The sequence below is a fragment of the Micromonospora sp. NPDC005220 genome, assembly GCF_040607895.1.
Taxonomy (GTDB): Bacteria; Actinomycetota; Actinomycetes; order Mycobacteriales; family Micromonosporaceae; genus Micromonospora.
Genome location: NZ_JBEXHP010000023.1, coordinates 15,549 through 37,148 on the forward strand (window position 1 = coordinate 15,549; position 21,600 = coordinate 37,148).

The following is a 21,600-nucleotide window of genomic DNA, read 5'->3' on the forward strand; positions in this document are numbered from 1 at the left end:
CATGGATCCCACAGCGATTCTCGCCGTACTCGCCCTCCTCGCCGCCGGGTTCCCGCTGGCCTTCGCGGTACTGCGCAGCCCCTTCCTCGCCCTGCTTCTCGCGCCCCTGGTGGCGGCGCTGCTGAGCACGGTCGCGGTGGTCCTGATGCTGATCGTCGGCGGTCCGCTGCCGCTCTGGATCGCAGTGGTGCTGGCCGCCGGGGCGGCCTGCGCCTGGTGGCTGTCGCGCCGCCCCGGCGAGCCGGCGCGGTACGGGGGGTGGTCGCACGCGCTGTTGATCGCGCTGCCGCTGCTCCCGCCCTGCCTCATGATCTTCGAACCGGCCTCGCGCTGGGACGCGCACTCCATCTGGTGGCTGCACGCCGGCTACTTGGCCAACGGAAGCGAGTACGCGCGGGCCACGATCGGCAGTCCCGCCTTCGTCTTCTCGCACACCGACTATCCGCCACTGGCCTCCGCGCCCGTCGCTGCCGTGTGGAGCGTCGTCGAACCGGACTTCCGTACCGCCCAGCTCGTTGGCGCGCTGGTCACCGTCTCCGCGGTGGCGATGCTGGTGTACCTGGTCCGGCGGGCGCTGAGTCGGGTGTCCGCGCGGGTGGGCTGGGCGCTGGCCATCGCGGTGGGCCTGGCAACCTGGTCGAACGTCCCGTACGCGGTGACCGGCGGGCTCGCCGACGCGCTCTGGTCCGCCGCCTTCGCGGGAGCGGTGGTGGCCCTGCTGCTCAGTCCGGATCCGCTGCGCCGCCCGCTGTTGCCGCTGCTGCTGCTGACCGTTGCGGCGCTCACCAAGAACGAGGGGCTGATCGCCGCCGCCGGTCTCGCCGTGCTGGTCACCGTGCGGGCCCGCGCCGACCTGCGGCGAGCCGCGCTGGTCTGGCTGCCGGTGCTGGCCGGAGGTGCCTGGGCGGTGCTGGCCCGCCTGCTGGATGCCCAGTCGGACATCACCAACGGCAGTTCGGGTGGCCAGGGTGCGGATGTGGTGGAGCGGTTGCAGTTCACCATCGCGGCGCTGTGGGACGTGGTTGGCCTCGTGCTGGTGGGCGCCGCGGTGGTGGCGCTGCTCGGCACCCTGTTCCTGAGCGGGCGACGCCGTGCCGCCGGGCTGGCGGCGGACGGCTGGGTGTGGGCGGCCAACGGCTACTACCTGGCCGTTCTGATCGTGACCTACCTCACCGGCCCGAACGACATCCAGTGGTGGCTGGCGACCTCGGTGCAACGGGTGACGCTGCCGGTGCTGCTCCTGGCCGCGGTGAGTCTTGCCGGGTGGGTCGCCGTCGCGTTCGGCGGTGACAGCCGGGCGGAGCCGCAACCGCTGCTCGACCAGCCGGGTGAGCCGGCCCTGTCGGGTTCCACCCCCACGGCGACCGCTTGATCGGCTGATCTGCGCCCGCCGGCGGTTCCCACTACTACGATCCGTCGTTCATAGGGGAGGATGGCGACCGTGGAAGCTCTCAGACTCATCCTTCTCTACGTCCATCTGATCGGGTTCGCCCTGCTGCTCGGCGGCTCGATCGCTCAGTACACCAGCGGCCGGCTGCGGATCAACGCGGCCATGCTGTGGGGCGCGGTGATCCAGTTGCTGACCGGGCTGGGCCTCTCCGCGCCGCTGCGCGACGGCGACGAGCCGGCACCGGCAAAACTTGTGACGAAGTTGGTGATCGCGCTGCTGATCTTCGTCATGGTCTTCTTCTCTCGGAAGCGGGACGTGGTCAACCGCGGTCACTTCCTCGCCATCGTCGGTCTGACCCTGGTCAACGCGGCGGTCGCCGTTTTTTGGCGGTAACGTCCGGGGAGGGAAAAACGCCTCCAGAAAACGGACGTTGCGGACGCCTTCGCGCTCGGTTACCAGCACGAAGAGTGACGTGCCCCACGCAAGGGTTACACCCGGGTAACAGGCGCTCAACAGTCGTGCACGATTGTCGGCCGGTGGGTGGGCGCGGGCGTACGCTCCCGTCCGTAACGTGGGACAGCCGGCGGCATACCGCAGGTCGGCTGATGGGCAGCCACCGCACTTTGCGCGGTGTGCGATGGGAAGGAGACGTCTTGCGCTCGGTGCGTGGGATGCGGATCGCCTCGATTATCGCGGTGGGTGGGCTTGCGCTCACCGCCGCCGCTTGTGGCGAGGCCCCCAAGGATGACAACAACGCCGGCAGCGGCGCCAAGAAGTTCAGCGCCTGCATGGTGACCGACGTCGGCGGCATCGACGACAAGTCGTTCAACACTTCGGCCTGGAAGGGTCTGCAGGAGGCCAAGGCCGCCAACGACAACATCGACATCAAGTACGTCGCGTCGAAGTCCGAGCCCGACTACGAGCCGAACCTGACGCAGTACGTCAACCAGAAGTGCGACTTCATCCTGGCCGTCGGTGGCCTGATGGCCAACGCCACCTCGAAGATCGCCAAGGCGAACCCGAACCAGCAGTTCGGCATCGTCGACGCCAACCCGGGTGACGCCAACGTCTACCCGATGCAGTTCGACACCGCCCAGGCCGCGTTCCAGGCCGGTTACCTGGCCGCCGGGATGAGCAAGAGCGGCAAGGTGGGCACCTACGGTGGTCTGCCGATCCCGCCGGTGACCATCTTCATGGACGGCTTCGTCGACGGTGTGAAGTACTACAACACCACCAAGGGCAAGAACGTCCAGGCGCTGGGTTGGAACAAGGAGACCCAGAAGGGCTCCTTCACCAACGACTTCGCCAAGCAGGACGAGGGCAAGAAGGTCTCCGACGCGCTGGTCGCCCAGGGCGCGGACATCATCATGCCGGTCGCCGGCGGCTCCGGCCTCGGCACCACCGCCGCGGCCAAGGCCTCGGGCGGCAAGTACAGCACCATCTGGGTGGACGTCGACGGCTGCGAGAGCACCCCGGACTGCTCGGCGATCATCACCACCGTGGTCAAGAACATCCCGGAGGCCGTCAAGGAGGCCGTGGTGAAGGCCGCCGGTGGCGAGAAGCTGGAGGCCAAGCCGGGCTTCGTCGGCACCCTGGCCAACACCGGCGTCTCGATCGCCCCGTACCACGACTTCGACAGCAAGGTTCCGGCCGAGCTGAAGGCCGAGGTCGACAAGATCAAGGCGGATGTCGCCGCTGGCACCATCACCGTCACCTCAGCGGCCCAGCCGACCAAGTGACAACCGGCCGGCCCCTCCGGTGAGATCATCGGGAGGATCGGCGGGGGACAGGTACGACCGATCGGCCGCTCCGGCCTCTGCGGGTGCCCCGCGGGGTCGGAGCGGCCGATCGCGCACCACGACGGCCGGCCCGGTCCGGTTGGTTTCCCATGGCAGCTAGGCTGCACCATCGCTCGCACTCCAGGAGGTTGCGCTGAGACTCGAACTGCGCGGCATCACCAAGCGGTTCGGTGATCTGGTCGCCAACGATCACATCGACCTGACGGTGGAGCCTGGAGAGATTCACGCCCTCCTCGGCGAGAACGGCGCCGGCAAGTCGACCCTGATGAACGTGCTCTACGGGCTCTACCAGCCCGACGAGGGCGAGATCCTGGTCGACGGCGAGCCGCTGAAGCTGAAGGGCCCGTCCGACGCGATCGGGGCCGGGATCGGCATGGTGCACCAGCACTTCATGCTGGTGCCGGTCTTCACCGTCGCCGAGAACATCATGCTCGGCGCTGAGCAGGTCCGGGGCGGGATCGCCGGCTTCCTGGACCGGCGGCGGGCCCGGCGCGAGGTCACCGAGGTGTCCGAGCGCTACAACCTGCGGGTCGACCCGGACGCGGTGATCGAGGACCTGCCGGTCGGCATCCAGCAACGAGTCGAGATCGTCAAGGCGCTCACCCGCGACGTCGACCTGCTCATCCTGGACGAGCCGACCGCGGTGCTCACCCCCCAGGAGACCGAGGAGTTGCTGACGGTCATGCGGTCGCTCAAGGCGGCCGGCAAGTCGATCGTCTTCATCACCCACAAGCTCGGCGAGGTCAAGGCCATCGCCGACCGGATCACCGTGATCCGACGCGGAAAGACCGTCGGCACCGCCTCGCCGGAGGCCAGCCGGGACGAACTGGCCGCGTTGATGGTCGGGCGCAACGTCCGGCTCACCGTGGACAAGTCCCCGGCCACGCCAGGCGACCCGGTGTTGGAGGTGGCCGGTCTGGTCGTCGACGACGACCGGCAGATCCGCGCGGTCGACGGCATCGACCTGACCGTGCGCGCGGGCGAGGTGCTCGGCGTGGCGGGCGTACAGGGCAACGGCCAGACCGAGCTGATTGAGGCGATCATGGGCCTGCGCCCGGTGCTCGCCGGCACGGTCAGCCTGGCCGGCGACCGGATCGACGGCTGGAAGCCCAAGAAGGTGCTCCGGGCGGGCGTCGGGTACGTGCCCGAGGACCGCAGCGTGGACGGCCTGGTCAAGGAGTTCAGCGTCGCGGAGAACCTGGTGCTGGACATCTACGACCGGCCGCCGTTCGGTGCCGGGCTCGCGCTGAAGCCGGACGCGATCGCCGCCTCGGCGAAGGAGCGGATCGAGCAGTTCGACGTCCGTACCTCATCGGCCGACGCGGCGGTGGGCACCCTCTCCGGCGGCAACCAGCAGAAGGTGATCGTGGCCCGGGAGCTGTCCCGGCCGCTGAAGCTCCTCATCGCCGCTCAGCCGACCCGGGGCGTCGACGTCGGGTCGATCGAGTTCATCCACAGCCAGATCATCCACGAACGGGACGTCGGCACCGCCGTCATGGTGGTCTCCAGCGAACTCGACGAGGTGATCGGCCTGGCCGACCGGATCGCGGTCATGTACCGCGGTCGCATCATCGGCATCGTCGGCCCGGACACCCCGCGTGAGGAGATCGGCCTGCTGATGGCCGGCGTCAGCCCGGACGCGGCCCACGACGCCACCGCGGCGCCCGGCGGCGACAAGCCCCCGGCAGACCCCGCGGACAATTCCGGCGTGGCAGACGGGAGCCCGGCGAGCGACGCAGGCTCCGCGAGCGAGGACAAGGAATGAGCGAGCGCCAGCGAGCGAATCATCGTTACCGGGGGTTGGTGCCTCATGGCGTCACGCAGCGAAGCGGAGTGACGGCATGACCAACCCCAATCCGCAGTCCGGCTCGCCTGACAAGGAGCCGGCGAGCGAGGCGCAGGCCGCGCAGAACGCGCTCGGCAACACCGAACGCGCAGAGCTGGCGACCGAGCCGGACCGCTCGAAGCCGGGCCCGGAGCCGAAGCCGAGCCTGGGCCGGTTGTTCCTGGACAACCTCTGGGCGGCCAACACCTTCACGGTGACCCTGATGTCGTTGGTGCTGGCGATCGTGGTCGGCGCGGTGCTGATGATCATTTCTGATCCGGCGGTGCTCTCCACCTACTCGTACATCACCTCCCGCCCGTCCGACGCGATCAACTCCAGCTGGACGCTCGTCAGCGAGGCGTACGCGAACCTGTTCAAGGGCTCGATCTTCGACCCCGAGGCGTTCGCGGCCTGGCTGAACGGCACCGGTGGTTGGCAGGCTGTGCTCGCACCGATCTCGGAGACGCTCACCTACGCGGCGCCGCTGGTCTTCACCGGTCTGTCGGTGGCGTTGGCCTTCCGTGGCGGCCTGTTCAACATCGGCGCCCAGGGCCAGGCAACCATCGGCGTGATCATGGCGGCGCTGGCCGGCTTCCTGCTGCCGCTGCCGCCCGGCCTGCACCTGCTGGTGGCGGTGCTGGCCGGCGCGCTGGGTGGAGCGATCTGGGGTTTCATCCCCGGCATCCTCAAGGCCCGTGCCGGCGCGCACGAGGTGATCAACACGATCATGCTCAACTACGTCGCCACGTACTTCCTCACCTGGTTGATCGTGCAGAACGGCGTGCAGGACCCGACCCGTACCGACGCGATCAGCAAGGCGGTGGACAGCTCCGCCCAGCTGCCCCGACTGCTCGGCGACAACCTGCGGGTGCACGCCGGCATCGTGCTCGCCGTGCTGGCCACCTGGGCGGTCGCCTGGCTGCTCAACCGCTCGACGCTCGGCTTCGAGCTGCGAGCGGTTGGCGCCAACCCGGACGCCGCCCGGACCGCCGGCATCAGCGTCACCCGGACGTACATCCTGATCATGGTCTTCGCCGGCATCCTGGCCGGCCTCGGCGGCTCGAACATGGTGCTCGGCTCCACCGCCAGCGCGCTGACCCCGCTGGTCGTCGCGCAGATCGGCTTCGACGGCATCCTGGTGGCACTGCTGGGGCGGGTGAAGCCCTGGGGTGTGTTGCTCGCCGCGCTGCTGTTCGGGGCGCTGCAGGCCGGTGGTAACCGGATGCAGTCGTACTCCGGGATCTCGCTGGAGCTGGTGACCGTGCTCCAAGCGTTGATCGTCATCTTCATCGCCGCGCCGGCCCTGGTGAAGGCGATCTTCCAGCTCCGGGCCGCCCGCGCCGCCCGGTTGCAGACGAGCCTGGCGAAGGGCTGGTAACTCATGTCCACCATGGCTGTCCCCGACATCGCCGTCGCCCCGGTCGACGAGGGCTTCTGGACCCGTAGCCGCAAGGTCGGCCTCACCCTGCTGGGGTTCGGCCTGCTGTCCGCGGTGCTCTTCGGCGCGCTCGCCACCGACCAGCAGGCCCGGTTCACGCTCAGCGACGACGCGGCCGGTGCCGCATTGGAGATCAACGGCACGATCGGGGCGATCCTGTTCGGGATCATCACGATCGCCGCCGGTGCGGCGCTGCTCGCCGGGGTGCCGAAGCGGTGGTTCCTCGCCGTGCTCGGCGTCGGGCTCGTCGGCTTCGTGCTGTCGTTCCTCTGTTGGCAGGTCTCCGCCGCGCCGGCCGGGCAGAACTTCATGCCGCTGGTCAACATCATCCGGGGCACCTTCATCCTGGCCCTGCCGCTGATCTTCGGCGCGCTCGCCGGTGTGCTCTGCGAACGCTCCGGCGTGGTCAACGTGGCCATCGAGGGCCAGCTGCTGATGGGCGCGTTCAGCGGCGCGCTGTTCGGCAGCATCTCCGGCAGCGTCTGGGTGGGCCTGGTCGCCGCCGCCATCGGCGGTGCGTTCATCTCGCTGCTGCTCGCCGTCTTCGCCATCCGCTACCTGGTCGACCAGGTCGTCATGGGCATCGTGCTGAACCTGCTGGCGGTCGGCGTCACCGGCTTCCTCTACGAGCGGCTGATGCAGACCAACGCCGAGAAGTACAACAGCGCGCCCCGCTTCAGCAACTGGGAGATCCCACTGCTGAAGGACATCCCGGTACTCGGGCCGGCGTTGTTCCGCGGCAACATTTTCCTCTACCTCGGGCTGCTCCTGGTGCTGGTGATTCACATCGGGCTGTTCCGCACCCGGTGGGGGCTGCGGACCCGCTCGGTCGGCGAGCACCCGATCGCCGCCGACACGCTCGGTGTCAAGGTGCTCCGGGTCCGCTACCGCAACGTGCTGCTGGCCGGCGTGGTCGCCGGCATCGGCGGGGCGTCCTACACTTTGGCGCTCTACTCGTTCACCAAGAACATGATCGGCGGTAAGGGCTTCATCGCCCTGGCCGCGCTGATCTTCGGGCGGTGGAACCCGACCGGCGCGCTGCTCGCCGCGCTCTTCTTCGGCTTCGCCGATCAGCTCGCCACCTACCTGGGCGCGATCAGCAGCTCCATCCCCAGCCAGTTCCTGGCCATGCTGCCCTACCTGGCGACCATTCTGGCCGTCGCCGGGCTGGTCGGTCGGGTCCGGGCACCGGCCGCCGACGGTAAGCCGTACATCAAGGGCTGACCTCCGGGGCGTGCCTGTTCCCACCGTGATCAAGTGATGAAAAGTAGGTGCCGGGACCGTTCCTGGCCTACTTCTCATCACTTGATCACGGCGCACAGCCGCCCCTGCCCGCTTTTGACCTGGGCTGCTTGGGCAGAATGGCGGCATGACCGACATTGACTGGGCGCGGCTGCGCGCCGCCGCCACCGAGGCGATGCGGCACGCGTACGCGCCGTACTCGACGTTCCCGGTCGGCGCGGCCGCGCTGGTCGACGACGGCCGGGTGGTGGTCGGCTGCAACGTGGAGAACGCCGCGTACGGGGTGACGCTCTGCGCCGAGTGCGGGGTCGTGTCCAGCCTGCACGCCACCGGTGGCGGTCGGCTCGTCGCGCTCTCCTGCGTCGACGCGACAGGTGAGCCGTTGATGCCGTGCGGCCGGTGTCGGCAGCTGCTCTGGGAGCACGGCGGGCCGGACTGCCTGATCGAGAGCAAGCCCCGGCCACTGCGGATGGCCGAGCTGCTGCCGCACGCCTTCGGCGTGGAGGACCTGGAGGCCGTCACCGGGGAGACGCCGGTGCCGGTGGTCCCGGAACGACTGGCCGCCTGGCGCGGGCGCGGCACCGTCTTCGTGCACCCGGACATGTCCGCCGGTCAGCAGGTCTGGACCGCGTACTGGGAGCGGTCGGCCGGAGACGACGCCGGCGCCGAGACCGGGGTGCTGGAGGAGGCGCCGAGCTGGGACGACCCGGCCGAGGCGATCACCTGGGGCCTGGCCCGGACACCGCGTGTGGTCGTGGTGGACGCCACCGGCACCATCTTCTGGGCTGGTGAGGGTGAGCCGCCGGCTGAGATCCCGGTGCGTTGGTCTTGAGTGGTTGCTGTCCGGGGGGCGGGGCCGACCGTGCCCGGCTCCGGGCGGTCAGGCTTGATCCCTCCGCCGGGCACGGTCGGCCCCGCCCCCGTCGTGGTCACCGAACGTGCGTCGGTGCCACCATCCGACTAAGAAAGATCATTTGATGAGTGGTTTTGCTGCTGTTGACGTTATTCGGGTCAAGCGGGACGGGGGAGTGCTGTCGGACGCGCAGATCGACTGGGTGGTTGACGCGTACACCCGGGGGGTTGTCGCCGACGAGCAGATGTCCGCGCTGGCGATGGCGATCCTGCTCAACGGCATGACCGGGCCGGAGATCGCCCGGTGGACCGCCGCGATGATCGCCAGCGGTGAGCGGCTGGACCTGTCGGCGGTGCGCCGGCCCACCGTCGACAAGCACTCCACCGGCGGCGTCGGCGACAAGATCACTCTGCCGCTCACCCCGCTGGTGGCGGCGTGTGGCGCGGCCGTACCGCAGCTCAGCGGCCGGGGTCTCGGGCACACCGGCGGCACGCTGGACAAGTTGGAGTCCATCCCGGGCTGGCGGGCCACGGTGAGCAACGACGAGTTCATCGCCCAGCTGGACCAGGTCGGTGCGGTGATCTGCGCGGCCGGTGCCGGGCTCGCCCCCGCAGACCGCAAGCTGTACGCGTTGCGCGACGTGACCGGCACCGTGGAGGCGATCCCGCTGATCGCCAGCTCGATCATGAGCAAGAAGATCGCCGAGGGGACCGGTGCGCTGGTGCTCGACGTCAAGGTCGGCTCGGGCGCCTTCATGAAGTCCGTCGACCAGGCCCGCGAGTTGGCGCGCACCATGGTCGAGCTGGGCGGCGCGCACGGCGTACGGACGGTCGCCCTGCTCACCGACATGTCCACCCCGCTCGGCCTGGCCATCGGCAACGCGGTCGAGGTGACCGAGTCGGTCGAGGTGCTGGCCGGCGGTGGGCCCGCCGACGTGGTCGAGCTGACCCTCGCGCTGGCCCGGGAGATGCTCGACGCGGCCGGTCTGCCGGACGCCGATCCGGCGGCGGCGCTGCGCGACGGCCGGGCCATGGACTCCTGGCGGGCGATGGTCCGGGCGCAGGGCGGCGACCCGGACGCGCCGATGCCGGTGGCCGCCGAGGTGGAGGTGGTCCGCGCGGACCGGGACGGCTACGTCGCGGCCGTCGACGCGTACGCCATGGGGGTTGCGGCGTGGCGGCTCGGCGCGGGTCGGGCGCGCAAGGAGGACCCGGTCAGCGTGCCGGCCGGTGTGGTGCTGCACAAGCGGCCGGGGGACGAGGTGCGGGCCGGTGACCCGCTCTACGAGCTGCGAGCCGAGGACGCGACGCGGATTCCGGCCGCGCTGACCGAGGCTGCCGACGCGGTGCGGATCGCGTCGACGGCCCCGGCGGCGACGTCGTTGGTCATCGAACGTATCGGCTGATCGATCCGCTGTCGCCCTGGCGTGGTGCCGGTCACCCGGGAGCGCTATTGTCGCAGGCCAAGGGGGGACAACCGGCCTTGCGCCGGCGCGAGCAGACAGGAAGATCCGCCGTGACCGTTGCTGCCCCCGACCCTCGTGAGGTGCGTGAGGCGAGCCTGGACGAGCTGTCCCGGCTGGGCCTGCCGTTGCCGCCGGCGCAGTTTCCCCTCGTCTGGGAGCCGGGTGATCAGATCGACCTGCGCCCGACCGCGGAGATCGAGGCGCGGATCGCGGTGCTGCACCTGATCCTGGCCCGCTGCTTCGGGATGCCTCCGCAGGCGGCGATGAGCTGGCTGCTCGGTTCGCACCTGGTCGAGATGGTCACCCCGCCGGAGTGGCAGTTCGTGATGGGCGGCAAGGGCGACCACCGGTCGTTCGTGCTGCACCACGACGCGCTCTTCGCGTTGGCCTGGGTGCTCGGGCTGAGCAAGCAGCTCGACCCGACGCTGGCCGTCGACGAGCGGCTGGTCGAGCGGCTGCCGCACATCGCCGAGGGGGAGACCTTCCCGCACTGGCGCTCGCGGATCCTCACGGCGCCGCAGCACCCGGCCGACGCGGCCGCCCTGCTCGACCTGCACTACTGCTTGGACTGGGCGTACCTGGAGACCGAGCGCGACGGCCGGCGGGCGCCGGGTCTGGTGGACGCGAACGCGATCGGGCAGCGGCGTTGGGCGCTGGAGTGGGCGGTGATCCTGCGCGGGCCGTACCACGACGAACCGCCCGGCTGGGAAGAGGTCGACCTCTCCACCTGAGGTCAGCGAGGTCGCAGGACGTCGAGCCGGACCGCCACGGTGACCCGGACCGGTTCGGGCAGCGCGGCCAGCCGGGTGGCGAGCGAGTCCGGGTCGGTGTGCCAGGCGCTGGGGCCCATCCCGACCAGTGTGGCGACCTCCGGGCGGGTCAGCACCAGCTCCGCCCGGTGCACGGCCGAGCTGACCGGGGTGAAGTGCCCGCCCAGGCTGCCGGTCACCCGGTCGGCCTTGTCCGGGTCGACCCGGAGCAGGTCCAGGGCGTCCACCAGTTCGGCGAGGTGGTCGGCGGTGGGGGTGACCACCAGCAACGTGCCGGCCGGGTCGAGCACCCGGTGGAACTCCGGGCCGTTGCGCGGGGCGAAGACGTTCAGCAGCACGGCGGTCGAGGCGTCCGCGAGCGGCAGGCGCCGCCAGGTGTCGGCGAGCGCGGCGGCGGCTCGGGGATGCGCGCGGGCCGCGCGGCGCAGGGCCGGCTTGGACACGTCCAGGGCCAGACCCACGGCCGCCGGCAGCGCCGCCAGCACCGCGCCGAGGTACCGGCCCGTCCCGGCGCCGGCATCCACCACCAGGGGGTACGCCCCGACGTCGGGCGCCGGTGGCTCGATGTCGGGCGGCGAGGGCTCGACCCGTACCTCTGCTGTTGGGTCCTTTGCTCTGCACCCTTCGAGGCGACGGCTCGGCTGGGAGGCCGTCGCCTCGGCGGGTGCAGAGCAAAGGGTGGGCGGGTTAGGTGCTGGGTGCGGGGGGTCTGTCACGCCGAGACGGCTGACAGCGTCTGTCGCGGCAGCGGCGAGGGCGGCCGAGATGACGTCGTAGTGCCCGGCGGCCTGGAAGTCCGCGCGGGCCGCGATCATTTCGGCTGTGTCGCCGACGTGCGGGGCCCGACCGGTGAGCAGGTTGACGTAGCCCTGGCGCGCGATGTCGAAGCTGTGCCGGCGTGGGCAGCGCAGCGCCCTCGTGTCGGTGGCCTGCTGAAGCGGGTCGCCGCAGACCGGGCAGCGCATCCGGTCGAGGACCCGGGGGTCCATACCGGGCTGCGGCCTGTCCAACCCCCGGAACGCTTCCATGTCGTCGAGCCTAGTGGCCTGGCTCGGCGGGCCTGAGCTGGCTGACTAGGGTCTGAGCATGGTCGCAACTATCCGGTACGAGGACATCGTCAAGGTCCCGAAGGCGCTGCTGCACGACCACCTCGACGGCGGGCTGCGGCCGGCGACGATCGTCGACCTGGCCGCCGAGGTGGGCCACGAACTGCCCACCACCGACCCGGAGGCGCTCGGACGCTGGTTCGCGGACGCGGCGGACTCCGGTTCCCTGGAGCGCTACCTCGAAACGTTCGCGCACACCGTGGGGGTCATGCAGACCGCGCCCGCGCTGCGTCGGGTGGCCCGGGAGTGCGCACTCGACCTGGCCGCCGACGGGGTGGTCTACGCCGAGGTGCGCTTCGCCCCGGAGCAGCATCTGGAACGGGACCTGAGCCTGGACGAGGTGGTCGAGGCGGTGTTGGCCGGGTTCGCCGAGGGCACCGCGCAGGCGGTCGAGGCGGGCCTGACCATCCGGGTGGGCACCCTGCTCACCGCGATGCGGCACGCCGCCCGGTCACAGGAGATCGCCGAGCTGGCGGTACGGCACCGGGACGCCGGGGTGGTCGGCTTCGACATCGCCGGCGCCGAGGCAGGCTTCCCGCCCACCCGGCACCTGGACGCCTTCGAGTACCTCCAGCGGGAGAACTTCCACTTCACCATTCACGCCGGCGAGGCGTTCGGTCTGCCCTCGATCTGGCAGGCCATCCAGTGGTGCGGGGCGGACCGGCTCGGCCACGGGGTGCGGATCGTCGACGACATCGCCCCCGACGGCTCGCTCGGCCGGCTGGCCGCGTACGTCCGGGACAAGCGGATCCCGCTGGAGCTGTGCCCCTCGTCGAACGTGCAGACCGGCGCGGTGGACTCGATAGCGGACCACCCGATCGGCCTGCTGCGGGACCTGCGCTTCCGGGTGACGGTCAACACCGACAACCGGCTGATGAGCGGCACCTCGATGTCGCGGGAGATGTCGCTGCTGGTGGAGACGTTCGGCTACGGCTGGAAGGAGTTGCAGTGGTTCACCATCAACGCGATGAAGAGCGCCTTCATCCCGTTCGACGAGCGGCTGCGGATCATCGATGAGGTGATCAAGCCGGCGTACGCGAAGTTGCTGGCCTGAGTTCAGCCGTGCGGGTGGCCGGCGAGCAGGCCGGCCACCCGGCGCAGCACCTCCCGGGCCCGGGCCGCCTCCGCCCCCAGGCCCATCTGCCGACGCAGCACCGCGGGCTCGGCCCGCAGCAGTGCCACCCCGCGCCGAATCAGCACCCGGGGCGCCTTGCGCTGCTCGGACAGGTCGCGGGCGAGCCGGCGCAGGAAGGTCGCCCCACGCGGGCGGCGCAGCGCGTACGCCCCGGCCAGCAGGCCACGGCGGCGGCACTCCTCAACGATCTCGGCGGCGAAGATCCCTTCGGCCACGAAAAGTGGCGATCCGGCGACATCAAATGGCCGGGTGGCCACCCGGCGATCGACGCCGATCGCATAAACCGGCACATCGGCTCGACCCTCGCGGGCAAGTCGGGCAATGATTTCCACCGCACTGCGGGCGTCCCAGGACTGCGGTGATTCCCAATCCACCTGGCCGTTTCGTCTGGGCAACGTAGGGTCATCGCCGTCTTTGTAGAAGTCGTCCAAGCAGAGCACCGGCAAGCCGGTTTGCTGTGCTATGTACGACTTTCCGGACCCAGAGGGGCCGGCCAGTAGGACAACTCGGTGCGGATGTTCCATTACCTTCAGTTACTCCGGCCAGACAGACTGCTATCAAATCGCATCAACATCTCATCACACCTTCGGTCGGGGACAACCTGGGCTTTCTTCTTGTCGACCGGCGTGATGGAATCTCGGGGGTCCGACCCGCCGGGTCGGTCGCTGGGCGTTGCCCGGGGCAACGCGTTCAAGCTGTAATCGCGAGGGCGGTGACGTGAGCAAACGGCCAAAGACGGCGGGCTCCTTCCTGTCGCGGCTGCGCCGGCCGGCCAGCCGGCTCCGGGACATGCCGATCTGGTCAAAGCTCGGTCTCATCATGATCGTGCCGACCATCGCCACGGTCGTCGTGGGCACCAGTGGTCTCATCGACCACGTGGAGACGCTCAACAATGCCAACCGAGCTGGCGACCTGGCGAATCTGTCGAGCTATTCGGGTGACCTGGTCGACAGCCTGCAGGACGAGCGGACCGCCGCCGTGCTGCTGCTGGGCGCTGACGGCACACAGCCGACGGCGCAGTACCAGGAGGCCTACAACCGGGTGAACTCCCGGGTGGACCAGGACGCGATCCCCTACCGGCAGCAGCGGGCCGAGATCGAGGACCTGCCGAGCAGCCTCGAGGGTCTGCTCGACGGCATCGACCAGAACCTTCAGGACCTGTCGGGCGTCCGCAGTCAGGTGTTCAACGGAAAGCTCGCGCTCACCGAGACCGTGCAGGCGTACGAGGGTCTGATCAGCGACCTGCTCGCCATCCGCGACTCGTCCACGCAGCTCGCCGGTGACAACCAGCTGAGCGACCGGATGCGCGCCGCCGCGGCGGTCGCCCGGGAGAAGGAGTTCCTCGCCGTACGCCGGGTCGTGGTGCACCGCGCGCTGGGCGTCAAGGGCGGAAAGCGCCTGACCCCGGCACTGCGCAGGGACTACGTCGCCAGTGACACCGGCCAGCAGCAGGCTCTGCAGAGCTTCAAGGCCGTCGCCACTCCCGACGACGCGAAGTTCCACGACCAGACGGTCGCGGGCGGCGACCGCCGGCAGGCACAGAACTACACCGGCTGGATCGACGGCAACACCACCGGCGACATGCGCGGCGCGCCGTTCGGCCCGGACCAGTGGGAAGCCGCCATGACGGCGAACGCCAAGCTGATCCGCACCGTCGAGACCAAGCTCGACGGCGAAGTGGTCAACCAGGCCGACACCCTCCGCTCGGACGTCCAGCGCCAGGTCTTCCTGGAGACCGGCCTGCTGCTCAGCATGCTGCTGCTGGCCATCCTCTTCGCGTACCTGGTCGCCCGCTCGATGGCCCGTTCGCTGCGGGAGCTGCGCCAGGGCGCGCTCTCCGTCGCCCAGTACGGCCTGCCGCAGGCGGTGGCCCGACTGCGCGACCCGCAGGTCGTCGGGCAGCTCTCCCCGGTGCAGCTGGCCAACCAGATCGCCGAACCGCTGCCGGTGCGCAGCAAGGACGAGTTCGGCCAGGTGACCGAGGCGTTCAACGCCGTCCACCTGGAAGCCGTCCGCACCGCCGCTGAGCAGGCGGCACTGCGCGCCTCCGTCGCGACCATGTTCGTCAACCTGGCCCGCCGTTCACAGATTCTGGTCGACCGCCTGATCGGGCACCTCGACCGGCTGGAGCGCGGCGAAGAAGACCCGGACCGGCTGGCCGAGCTGTTCCAGCTCGACCACCTGGCCACCCGGATGCGCCGCAACGACGAGAACCTGCTGGTGCTCGCCGGCGCCGACTCCACCCGTGTGCAGCGTGAGCCGGCCGCTCTCATCGACGTGCTGCGCGCCGCGCAGTCCGAGGTCGAGCACTACACCCGGATCGAGTTCGGTGTCATCGACCGCGACATCGAGGTCGCCGCGCACGCGGTCAACGACCTGGTGCACCTCGTCGCGGAGCTGTTCGACAACGCCACCGCGTTCTCCCCGCCCGACTCGCAGGTCATGGTCGAGGCTCGCCGGGTCGGTGACCGCTCCTCGCTGTACGTCGAGGACCGCGGCATCGGCATCAGCGCCGAGCAGCTGCACGACCTCAACGAGCGGCTCGCGACGCCGCCGCAGGTGGACGTGGCCGTGTCCCGGATGATGGGCCTGGTCGTGGTCGCCCGGCTGGCGTCCCGGCACGGTGTTCGGGTCGAGCTGCGCCCCGGCAACGAACGCGGCACGGTCGCCGACGTGACCCTGCCCACCTCGGTGCTGGTGCCCCGGGCGCTCTCCGGCCGTGTGCAGCAGCCGCCGGCGCTGCCGGCGGCCGGTGCCCCGCAGTTCGGTGGTCCGCAGTCCGGTGGGCCCGCGCCGGTCTTCGGCGCGCTGCCCGCGCTGAGCAACGGCCCTCGCCCGAGCGAGTCCGGCAACCAGGTCACCCTTGGCGGTCGTCCGTTCGAGCCCGCGTCGCGCAACGGTGCCGGCACCCCCGCCAACGGCGGTGCGTACCGGTCGATGCCGGCCTGGTCCGATCTGACCGGCGCGGCCGGGACGAACGGCGTCAACGGCGGCGACGGGTTCACCCCCCGGTCGGCCAACGGCCAGGAGACGGACCCGCTGCCGCAGCGCCGGGCCGGGGACGAGACCCCGACCACCGGCCAGCAGCCGTCCATTCCGCGTCAGCTGCCGAGCAGCCCCGAGCACCCGTACTCGGCGCCGCCGGTCTCCGCGCAGCCCTACTCCGGCGCGCCGGTCTCCGCCTCGCCGGCCTCCGGCCAGCCCTACTCCGGCCAGCCCTACTCCGGCCAGCCCTACTCCGGGCAGCCCTACTCGGGTGCGCCATACGGCGGCGCGCCGGTGTCCGCCGCACCGGCCTCCGGGCAGCCGTACGCCGGTCCGCCGTTCTCGGCGTCCCCGGTGTCGGCCTCGCCGGCGTCCGGTCAGCCGTACTCGGGTCAGCCGTACTCGGCGCCGCCGGCCTCCGGCCAGTCGTTCAGCGGCTTCGCGCCCCGGTCGGCCCCGCCCGCGCAGGCAGCCAGCACGCCGGCACCGCCGGCCTGGCCGCCGGTGCCGGGTAGCGACCGGGACACGGCCACCCCGCCGGTGCCCGAGCGGCTCGCCGCTGCGCTGGACATGACGACGGAGCTGCCGCGGGTGCCGCGACCCGGCGAGCAGCCGGCCCCGGCCCAGCCCCCGACCCCAGCGCCGACCTCGGCAGCAGCTCCGACTCCGGCAGCAGCTCCGACTCCGGCTCCGGCTGCACAGACTCGGCCGGCGCCGCAGCAGCCGCAGGCGCAGAACCGCCAGCGGTACGCGGACGAGACGATGGAGCTGCCGATCTTCCGGGAGCTCGAGTCGGCCTGGTTCCGTACCCGTCGCCCGGGCTCCGAGGAGACCGCGGCCGGTGCCCAGCCAGCGACGAACGGCGACTCCGCGACCCAGCAGTTCGCCACGGTCGAGGCCACCGGTCGGGCCGTCCACAAGACACCACCCGGGACGACAGGTAACACACCGATGGCAGACACTCCGACGGTCGGAGGAGCGCCGCGGGACAACGGCTCCACAGCGAACGAGGGCACACGCCCCAGCCTCGCCGAGAGCCTGCCGAACCGCCGGCCCCAACCGCAGAGCAACGGCTGGCAGACCGCTGCCGACGACGGCTGGCGTGCTGCCTCCGCGGCGGCCGGCGCGGCGCCGGTGAGCGAGACCACGACGACCGGTCTGCCGAAACGCAAGCCGATGGCGCAGCTGGTGCCCGGCGCGGTGGAGAAGCCCACCACCTCGGTCCAGCGGCGCTCCCCGGAGGCGGTCCGTGGCCTGCTCTCCGCCTACCACCGGGGCGTGCAGCGAGGGCGTAGCACCTCGGACAACCCGACCAGCCCGGAGGCGACTCCGGGAGGGCAATCCTCGCAGTCTGGCTCAGGCCCGGTGGCCGGGAGCGGGCAGAAGGAGCAAGAAGGATGACAACTACGCAGGATCTTGGTTGGCTACTGGCCAACTTCGCCGACCGGGTGCCCGGCGTCGCGCATGCGGTCGCCGTGTCGGCGGACGGCCTACTCCTCGCGTCGTCACGGGATCTGCCGCGTGACCGGGCAGACCAGCTCGCCGCGATCTCATCGGGTCTGGTCAGCCTGACCCAGGGGGCAGCCCGCTGCTTCGAGGGAGGCGCGGTGTTGCAGACGGTCGTGGAGATGGACAATGGCTTCCTGTTCCTGATGTCCATCTCGGACGGCTCGTCCTTCGCCGTGCTGGCCGCCCGCAGCTCCGACGTGGGCCAGGTTGGCTACGAGATGGCGCTGCTGGTCGACCGGGTCGGCGACGCGCTGACCCCGCAGCCGCGTGCGGCTGCGGGCATGCTGGGCTGACGTCTCGCCGATCGTGAGGTCGGCACGAATGCAACAACGACAACGACGGGTTTCACCGGTGGGAGCCGGTAACGGGTGCGAGGGAGGTGAGCGGCGAGATGGCCGATCGTGACGAACCAACCGGAGCGTTGGTCCGTCCATACGCCGTGACCCGCGGTCGCACCCGTCCCCGGCTCGACATCGCGCTGGAGGCGCTCGTCGAGACGACGGTGCGCGGCCGGGCCCTTGCCAATGGCAACGGCGGCCAGGGCCGCGAACACCAGTACATCGCCGCGCTGTGTGACGGACGCGTGCAATCGCTCGCAGAGATCGCGGCGCGGATGCAGCTCCCGCTCGGTGTGGCCCGGGTGCTCATCGCCGACATGGCGACGGACGGCCTGGTCGCGGTCCACGAGCCGACCATTTTGGACGACTCCGACGACGCGGTGGGCACTGAACTGCTGGAGAGGGTGCTGAGTGGACTTCGCAGGCTCTGACATGTCGCACCGCCCGCCGAACCCGGGCGGCCGCGTGACGTCGGCGAAGATCGTTATCGCCGGTGGATTCGGCGTCGGTAAGACGACGCTGGTCGGCTCGGTCTCGGAGATCACGCCGCTGACCACCGAGGCCATCATGACCTCCGCTGGCGTGGGCGTCGACGACACCCGGCAGGTGCCGGGCAAGACGACGACCACGGTGGCCATGGACTTCGGCCGGATCTCGATCGACCGTGACCTGATCCTGTACCTGTTCGGTACGCCAGGTCAGACCCGTTTCTGGTTCATGTGGGACGAACTGGTGCGGGGTGCGATCGGCGCGGTCGTGCTGGTGGACACTCGCCGGCTGGCCGACTGCTTCGCGGCGATCGACTTCTTCGAGCACCGACGCCTGCCATACCTGGTGGCGATCAACTGCTTCGACGGAATGCAGTACCACGACCCGCAGGACGTCCGGGACGCCTTGGCGATCTCGAGCGACGTGCCGGTGGTGGCCTGCGACGCCCGTAACCGGGAGTCGACGAAGCACGTGCTGATCTCGCTGGTCGAGTACGTGCTGACCATGCGCCGTACGCGCGCCGTCGCCCCGGCCTGATCCGGGACGCTGTACGCCCCGGTGGTGGCTCCGGCCGCCACCGGGCGTAACACCCTGCCCGCTGCGCCCCGTGGTGCCAGCGCGTCCGCTACGCCGCCTTCTGCACGATCGTGGAAGCTGTCCGCCCCTGCACCCCGGGGGCGGTGGCTGTCAGGATCGCGGAGAGGCGGCGTTGTCGTGTCCGGGGTTCTCCGGCATACGTGAGAGCGCCCCCAGTCAGCTGACTGAGGGCGCTCTCACGTATGCACAGGGATCAGGACTGGTAGCCCGCCGAGCGGTACTCGTACTCCCGGTCGTCGTCGCGGTCCCCGTGGTCGCGGCTGAAGTCCCAGCCACCGGCCGCCTCGCGACCGGGCCGACCACCTACCGCGAAACCGCCGATCTCCTGGCCGCGGCGCCAGCCCCGGAAGTAGCCGGTCGTGTTCTCCGCGAGGCTCGCCGCATCACGCACTATCCGCAATGGGCGCTCCTCGCGCAGTGGGGAACCCGGCACCAGGTTGGCCTGCGGTACGCGCTTCGGCAACCCGGCGTTGGTTTCCGCACCCACCGCCGGGCGAGCGGCCTGCTCCGCGGCCTGCCAGCCGGTGTCGGCAGTGGTCGACCAGTCCAGATCGGACTCCTCGGGCTGCCCGACGAACCAGGCCGACTTGGCCTGCGCGAAGATCAGCAGATCGCCGTCGCCCTCGTCGGCGACCGGCGGCGGCCGGTGCTCCATCGGCGGCGGCCGGTGCTCCATCGGCGGTGGACGGTGCTCGACCGGGGGCGGCGGCCGGTGCTCGGCGGCACGCTCGGTGCGGGCGGCCGCCCGACCGTTGCGAGCGGCCTGCTCGCGGTCGACCAGGCGCAGCGGCGGCGTCTCCAGGTGCTGGTCCGCGGGAGGGTTGAGCCCCTCGCGCAGCGCCCGGTCGGCCAGCGGCGGCGGCTCCACCAGCCGCAGCATCGGTGGCTCCGGGGGCAGGTCGTCCGCCAACCACGGCGGGGTGACCCGACCGTCGGCCCGACCCGGGTCGGTCGGGGCGTCGACACCGCGGCTGCCGCCGTACGAGTAGGCCACCGGGTTGTTCGGTGAGCTGTCGGACGGGTCCTCCGGGTTGTTGACCAGCGGCCAGTTGGCCCGGGAGCCGGGTGGCGCGGTCTCCTGACCGGGCCGGGGGGTCGGCACCGGAATGCTGAGATCGGTGGCGCTGAACCCGCCGGTGGGTGGCTCGACGACCGGACGTTGCAGGTGGCTCGGCCGGGGCTCGCCGTTGGTCTTGGGCCGGGGCGGAATGACCGTCCGTTGCCGTTCGGCCCGCGCGTTGTTGATCGCGGCGGTGGTCAGCGTCGGCCGGAACGGCTCACCGGCCTCGGCCGGAGGAACCATGCCGCGCTGGGCCGGCGCGATCGGGGTGATCCCGGGCGGCGGAGGCGGCGGTGCGGAGACCGGCCGGTTGGTCGGACCGTCGATCCGGCTGGGCAGCGGCTCGCTTCGACTGGGCAGCGTGGACGCGGGCGGACCAGCCATCGCCGCCGGAGTCATCGGCGTGGGTGCGACCGGCGGCGGCGTGACCGGCGCGGGTGCGACCGGCGGTGGCCCGAGCGGGCGGGGCGACGCCAGCGGCGCGGCACCGGGGACCGGCTCGGGACGACTGCGCCGCCCACCGGAGGGTGCCGGGTCGACGGCCGGCGGGGTGGGTCGAACCGACCGCAACCCGGCGTTGGTGCCGGCCAGGCCGGTCAACCCGGCGTTGGTGCCGGCCAGGCCGGTCAGCTCACCGACGGACTCGCCACGGCGGGCGGCGGCCCGGCGGCCGGGCGCCTGGACCGGCGAGCTGACCCGAGAGCTGAGCGCGCTGACCAGCGCCTCACACCCAGCGTCGCAGGCCCGTACGGAGGCGACGGCCTGACGGACCGTCTCCGCCACCGCGGACGTGAGCGCCCGATTGACCGCAGCGCGTCGCGGTGTCTCGGAGATGGCGACCCGCAGCGCGGTGACCGCTTCGTTGATCTCCTCGGCGTCGGCGACCCCGTCCGCGGCGAGATGCGCGGCAATGGCATCAGCCGCGACCGACACCTCGCGACCCCGGGCCACGGTGCCGCCGAGCATGCCCGGCTCGGGCAGCGCGTCCAGCACCGCCAGGGAGACCGGCTCGGCCGGGTCCGGGTAGGCGCGCAGGGCCGCCGGGTAGAGCTCCCGCAGCACCTCGCGCAGCGCCACGGCGGCGGAGTGTCGACCGCTGGCCAGCGCGGCGTGCGCGGAGAGCACCTGCTTGTAGCCGGCGAGATCCCGGGGTGCCGGCAGGGTGACGGCGGAGAGCGCACCCGCCTGCAACGCGCGGGCGAGGCCAACCGCCCGTCGTTCGGCCGGAGGCGACTGCATCTCCTCAAGGGAGTCGTCGTCGGCGAACCGTTCGGCGAAGTCGTCCACCGAGTCGTCGTCAGCGATCGCCAGGGGTCGCCCCGCCGCGCTCAGCAGCGAGGTGACCGTGTGGTCGTCGCTGTCGGCGGCGATGGCCGCACCGCTCGGCCCGCCCGACCGCTCCACGAGCAGCGCGACGAGCTGGGCGTAGCCAGCGGCGTCATCGCTGATCTCGTAGACATGCAGCAGACGGCCTGCGTCGTCGACCACAGCGGACGTCAGCGTCGAACCGGCGGAGGCCGGTCGGTCAGCCGGATCCGCCGAGGCCAGACCGCAGTAAACGCGCACGAGCGCCACGGCGTCGTCCTCCTCCCGGGACAG

17 protein-coding genes are annotated in these 21,600 nt (G+C 71.1%); 14 read left to right on the top strand and 3 right to left on the bottom strand.

The features are described from left to right. The first annotated feature begins 1 nt into the window (after nucleotide 1). The 9 genes from ABZU52_RS12665 (at nucleotide 2) to ABZU52_RS12705 (ending at nucleotide 10,743) form a co-directional block, all read left to right on the top strand. Nucleotides 2-1,372: a hypothetical protein gene (locus tag ABZU52_RS12665; RefSeq protein WP_354971188.1), complete on the top strand. Its 1,371-nt coding sequence runs from the start codon at nucleotides 2-4 to the stop codon at nucleotides 1,370-1,372. Between the two features lie 69 nt (nucleotides 1,373-1,441). Then, entirely contained in the window at nucleotides 1,442-1,783 is a 342-nt protein-coding gene (locus tag ABZU52_RS12670; RefSeq protein WP_354971189.1) for a hypothetical protein, read from the top strand. Nucleotides 1,784-2,061: 278 nt separating this feature from the next. Continuing rightward, a complete protein-coding gene (locus tag ABZU52_RS12675; protein ID WP_354971225.1) occupies nucleotides 2,062-3,129 on the top strand; it encodes a BMP family ABC transporter substrate-binding protein in 1,068 nt (355 codons plus the stop codon). A gap of 253 nt (nucleotides 3,130-3,382) precedes the next feature. Continuing rightward, on the top strand, nucleotides 3,383-4,954 hold the full coding sequence (locus tag ABZU52_RS12680; protein ID WP_354971226.1) for an ABC transporter ATP-binding protein: 1,572 nt from the start codon (nucleotides 3,383-3,385) through the stop codon (nucleotides 4,952-4,954). A gap of 76 nt (nucleotides 4,955-5,030) precedes the next feature. Beyond that, nucleotides 5,031-6,392, top strand: a complete 1,362-nt coding sequence (locus ABZU52_RS12685) for an ABC transporter permease (RefSeq protein WP_354971190.1) — start codon at nucleotides 5,031-5,033, stop codon at nucleotides 6,390-6,392. A 3-nt stretch (nucleotides 6,393-6,395) separates the two neighbouring features. After that, nucleotides 6,396-7,676 (top strand): ABC transporter permease, encoded by a 1,281-nt coding sequence (locus ABZU52_RS12690; protein ID WP_354971191.1) that lies wholly within the window; start codon nucleotides 6,396-6,398, stop codon nucleotides 7,674-7,676. A gap of 145 nt (nucleotides 7,677-7,821) precedes the next feature. Then, the gene (locus ABZU52_RS12695) at nucleotides 7,822-8,526 is read left to right on the top strand and encodes a cytidine deaminase (protein ID WP_354971192.1); all 705 of its coding nucleotides are present in this window, start codon (nucleotides 7,822-7,824) and stop codon (nucleotides 8,524-8,526) included. A gap of 145 nt (nucleotides 8,527-8,671) precedes the next feature. Continuing rightward, nucleotides 8,672-9,952 (top strand): thymidine phosphorylase, encoded by a 1,281-nt coding sequence (locus ABZU52_RS12700; RefSeq protein WP_354971193.1) that lies wholly within the window; start codon nucleotides 8,672-8,674, stop codon nucleotides 9,950-9,952. A gap of 110 nt (nucleotides 9,953-10,062) precedes the next feature. Then, nucleotides 10,063-10,743: a DUF4272 domain-containing protein gene (locus ABZU52_RS12705; RefSeq protein WP_238648993.1), complete on the top strand. Its 681-nt coding sequence runs from the start codon at nucleotides 10,063-10,065 to the stop codon at nucleotides 10,741-10,743. 2 nt (nucleotides 10,744-10,745) lie between these two features. Here the strand turns inward: ABZU52_RS12705 and ABZU52_RS12710 are convergent, their stop codons facing one another. Continuing rightward, nucleotides 10,746-11,771: a putative RNA methyltransferase gene (locus ABZU52_RS12710; RefSeq protein WP_354971227.1), complete on the bottom strand. Its 1,026-nt coding sequence runs from the start codon at nucleotides 11,769-11,771 to the stop codon at nucleotides 10,746-10,748. Nucleotides 11,772-11,868: 97 nt separating this feature from the next. Between ABZU52_RS12710 and ABZU52_RS12715 the strand changes: the two genes are divergently transcribed. Then, nucleotides 11,869-12,942, top strand: coding sequence for an adenosine deaminase (locus ABZU52_RS12715; protein WP_354971194.1), 1,074 nt, complete (start codon nucleotides 11,869-11,871; stop codon nucleotides 12,940-12,942). A gap of 2 nt (nucleotides 12,943-12,944) precedes the next feature. Here the strand turns inward: ABZU52_RS12715 and ABZU52_RS12720 are convergent, their stop codons facing one another. Continuing rightward, complete coding sequence (locus ABZU52_RS12720) at nucleotides 12,945-13,238, bottom strand: hypothetical protein (RefSeq protein ID WP_238410792.1); 294 nt, start codon at nucleotides 13,236-13,238, stop codon at nucleotides 12,945-12,947. Between the two features lie 502 nt (nucleotides 13,239-13,740). Between ABZU52_RS12720 and ABZU52_RS12725 the strand changes: the two genes are divergently transcribed. From ABZU52_RS12725 to ABZU52_RS12740, 4 genes are all read left to right on the top strand, one after another. Continuing rightward, nucleotides 13,741-17,409 (top strand): nitrate- and nitrite sensing domain-containing protein, encoded by a 3,669-nt coding sequence (locus tag ABZU52_RS12725; RefSeq protein ID WP_354971195.1) that lies wholly within the window; start codon nucleotides 13,741-13,743, stop codon nucleotides 17,407-17,409. Continuing rightward, on the top strand, nucleotides 17,406-17,810 hold the full coding sequence (locus ABZU52_RS12730; RefSeq protein ID WP_030329023.1) for a roadblock/LC7 domain-containing protein: 405 nt from the start codon (nucleotides 17,406-17,408) through the stop codon (nucleotides 17,808-17,810). The genes ABZU52_RS12725 and ABZU52_RS12730 overlap by 4 nt, the downstream gene beginning before the upstream one ends. 98 nt (nucleotides 17,811-17,908) lie before the next feature. Further along, entirely contained in the window at nucleotides 17,909-18,286 is a 378-nt protein-coding gene (locus tag ABZU52_RS12735) for a DUF742 domain-containing protein (RefSeq protein ID WP_091397239.1), read from the top strand. A gap of 1 nt (nucleotide 18,287) precedes the next feature. Next, a complete protein-coding gene (locus ABZU52_RS12740) occupies nucleotides 18,288-18,881 on the top strand; it encodes an ATP/GTP-binding protein (protein ID WP_139581860.1) in 594 nt (197 codons plus the stop codon). A gap of 253 nt (nucleotides 18,882-19,134) precedes the next feature. On the opposite strand, the gene ABZU52_RS12745 is transcribed toward ABZU52_RS12740, so the two are convergent. Next, a complete protein-coding gene (locus tag ABZU52_RS12745) occupies nucleotides 19,135-21,600 on the bottom strand; it encodes a transposase (protein WP_354971228.1) in 2,466 nt (821 codons plus the stop codon).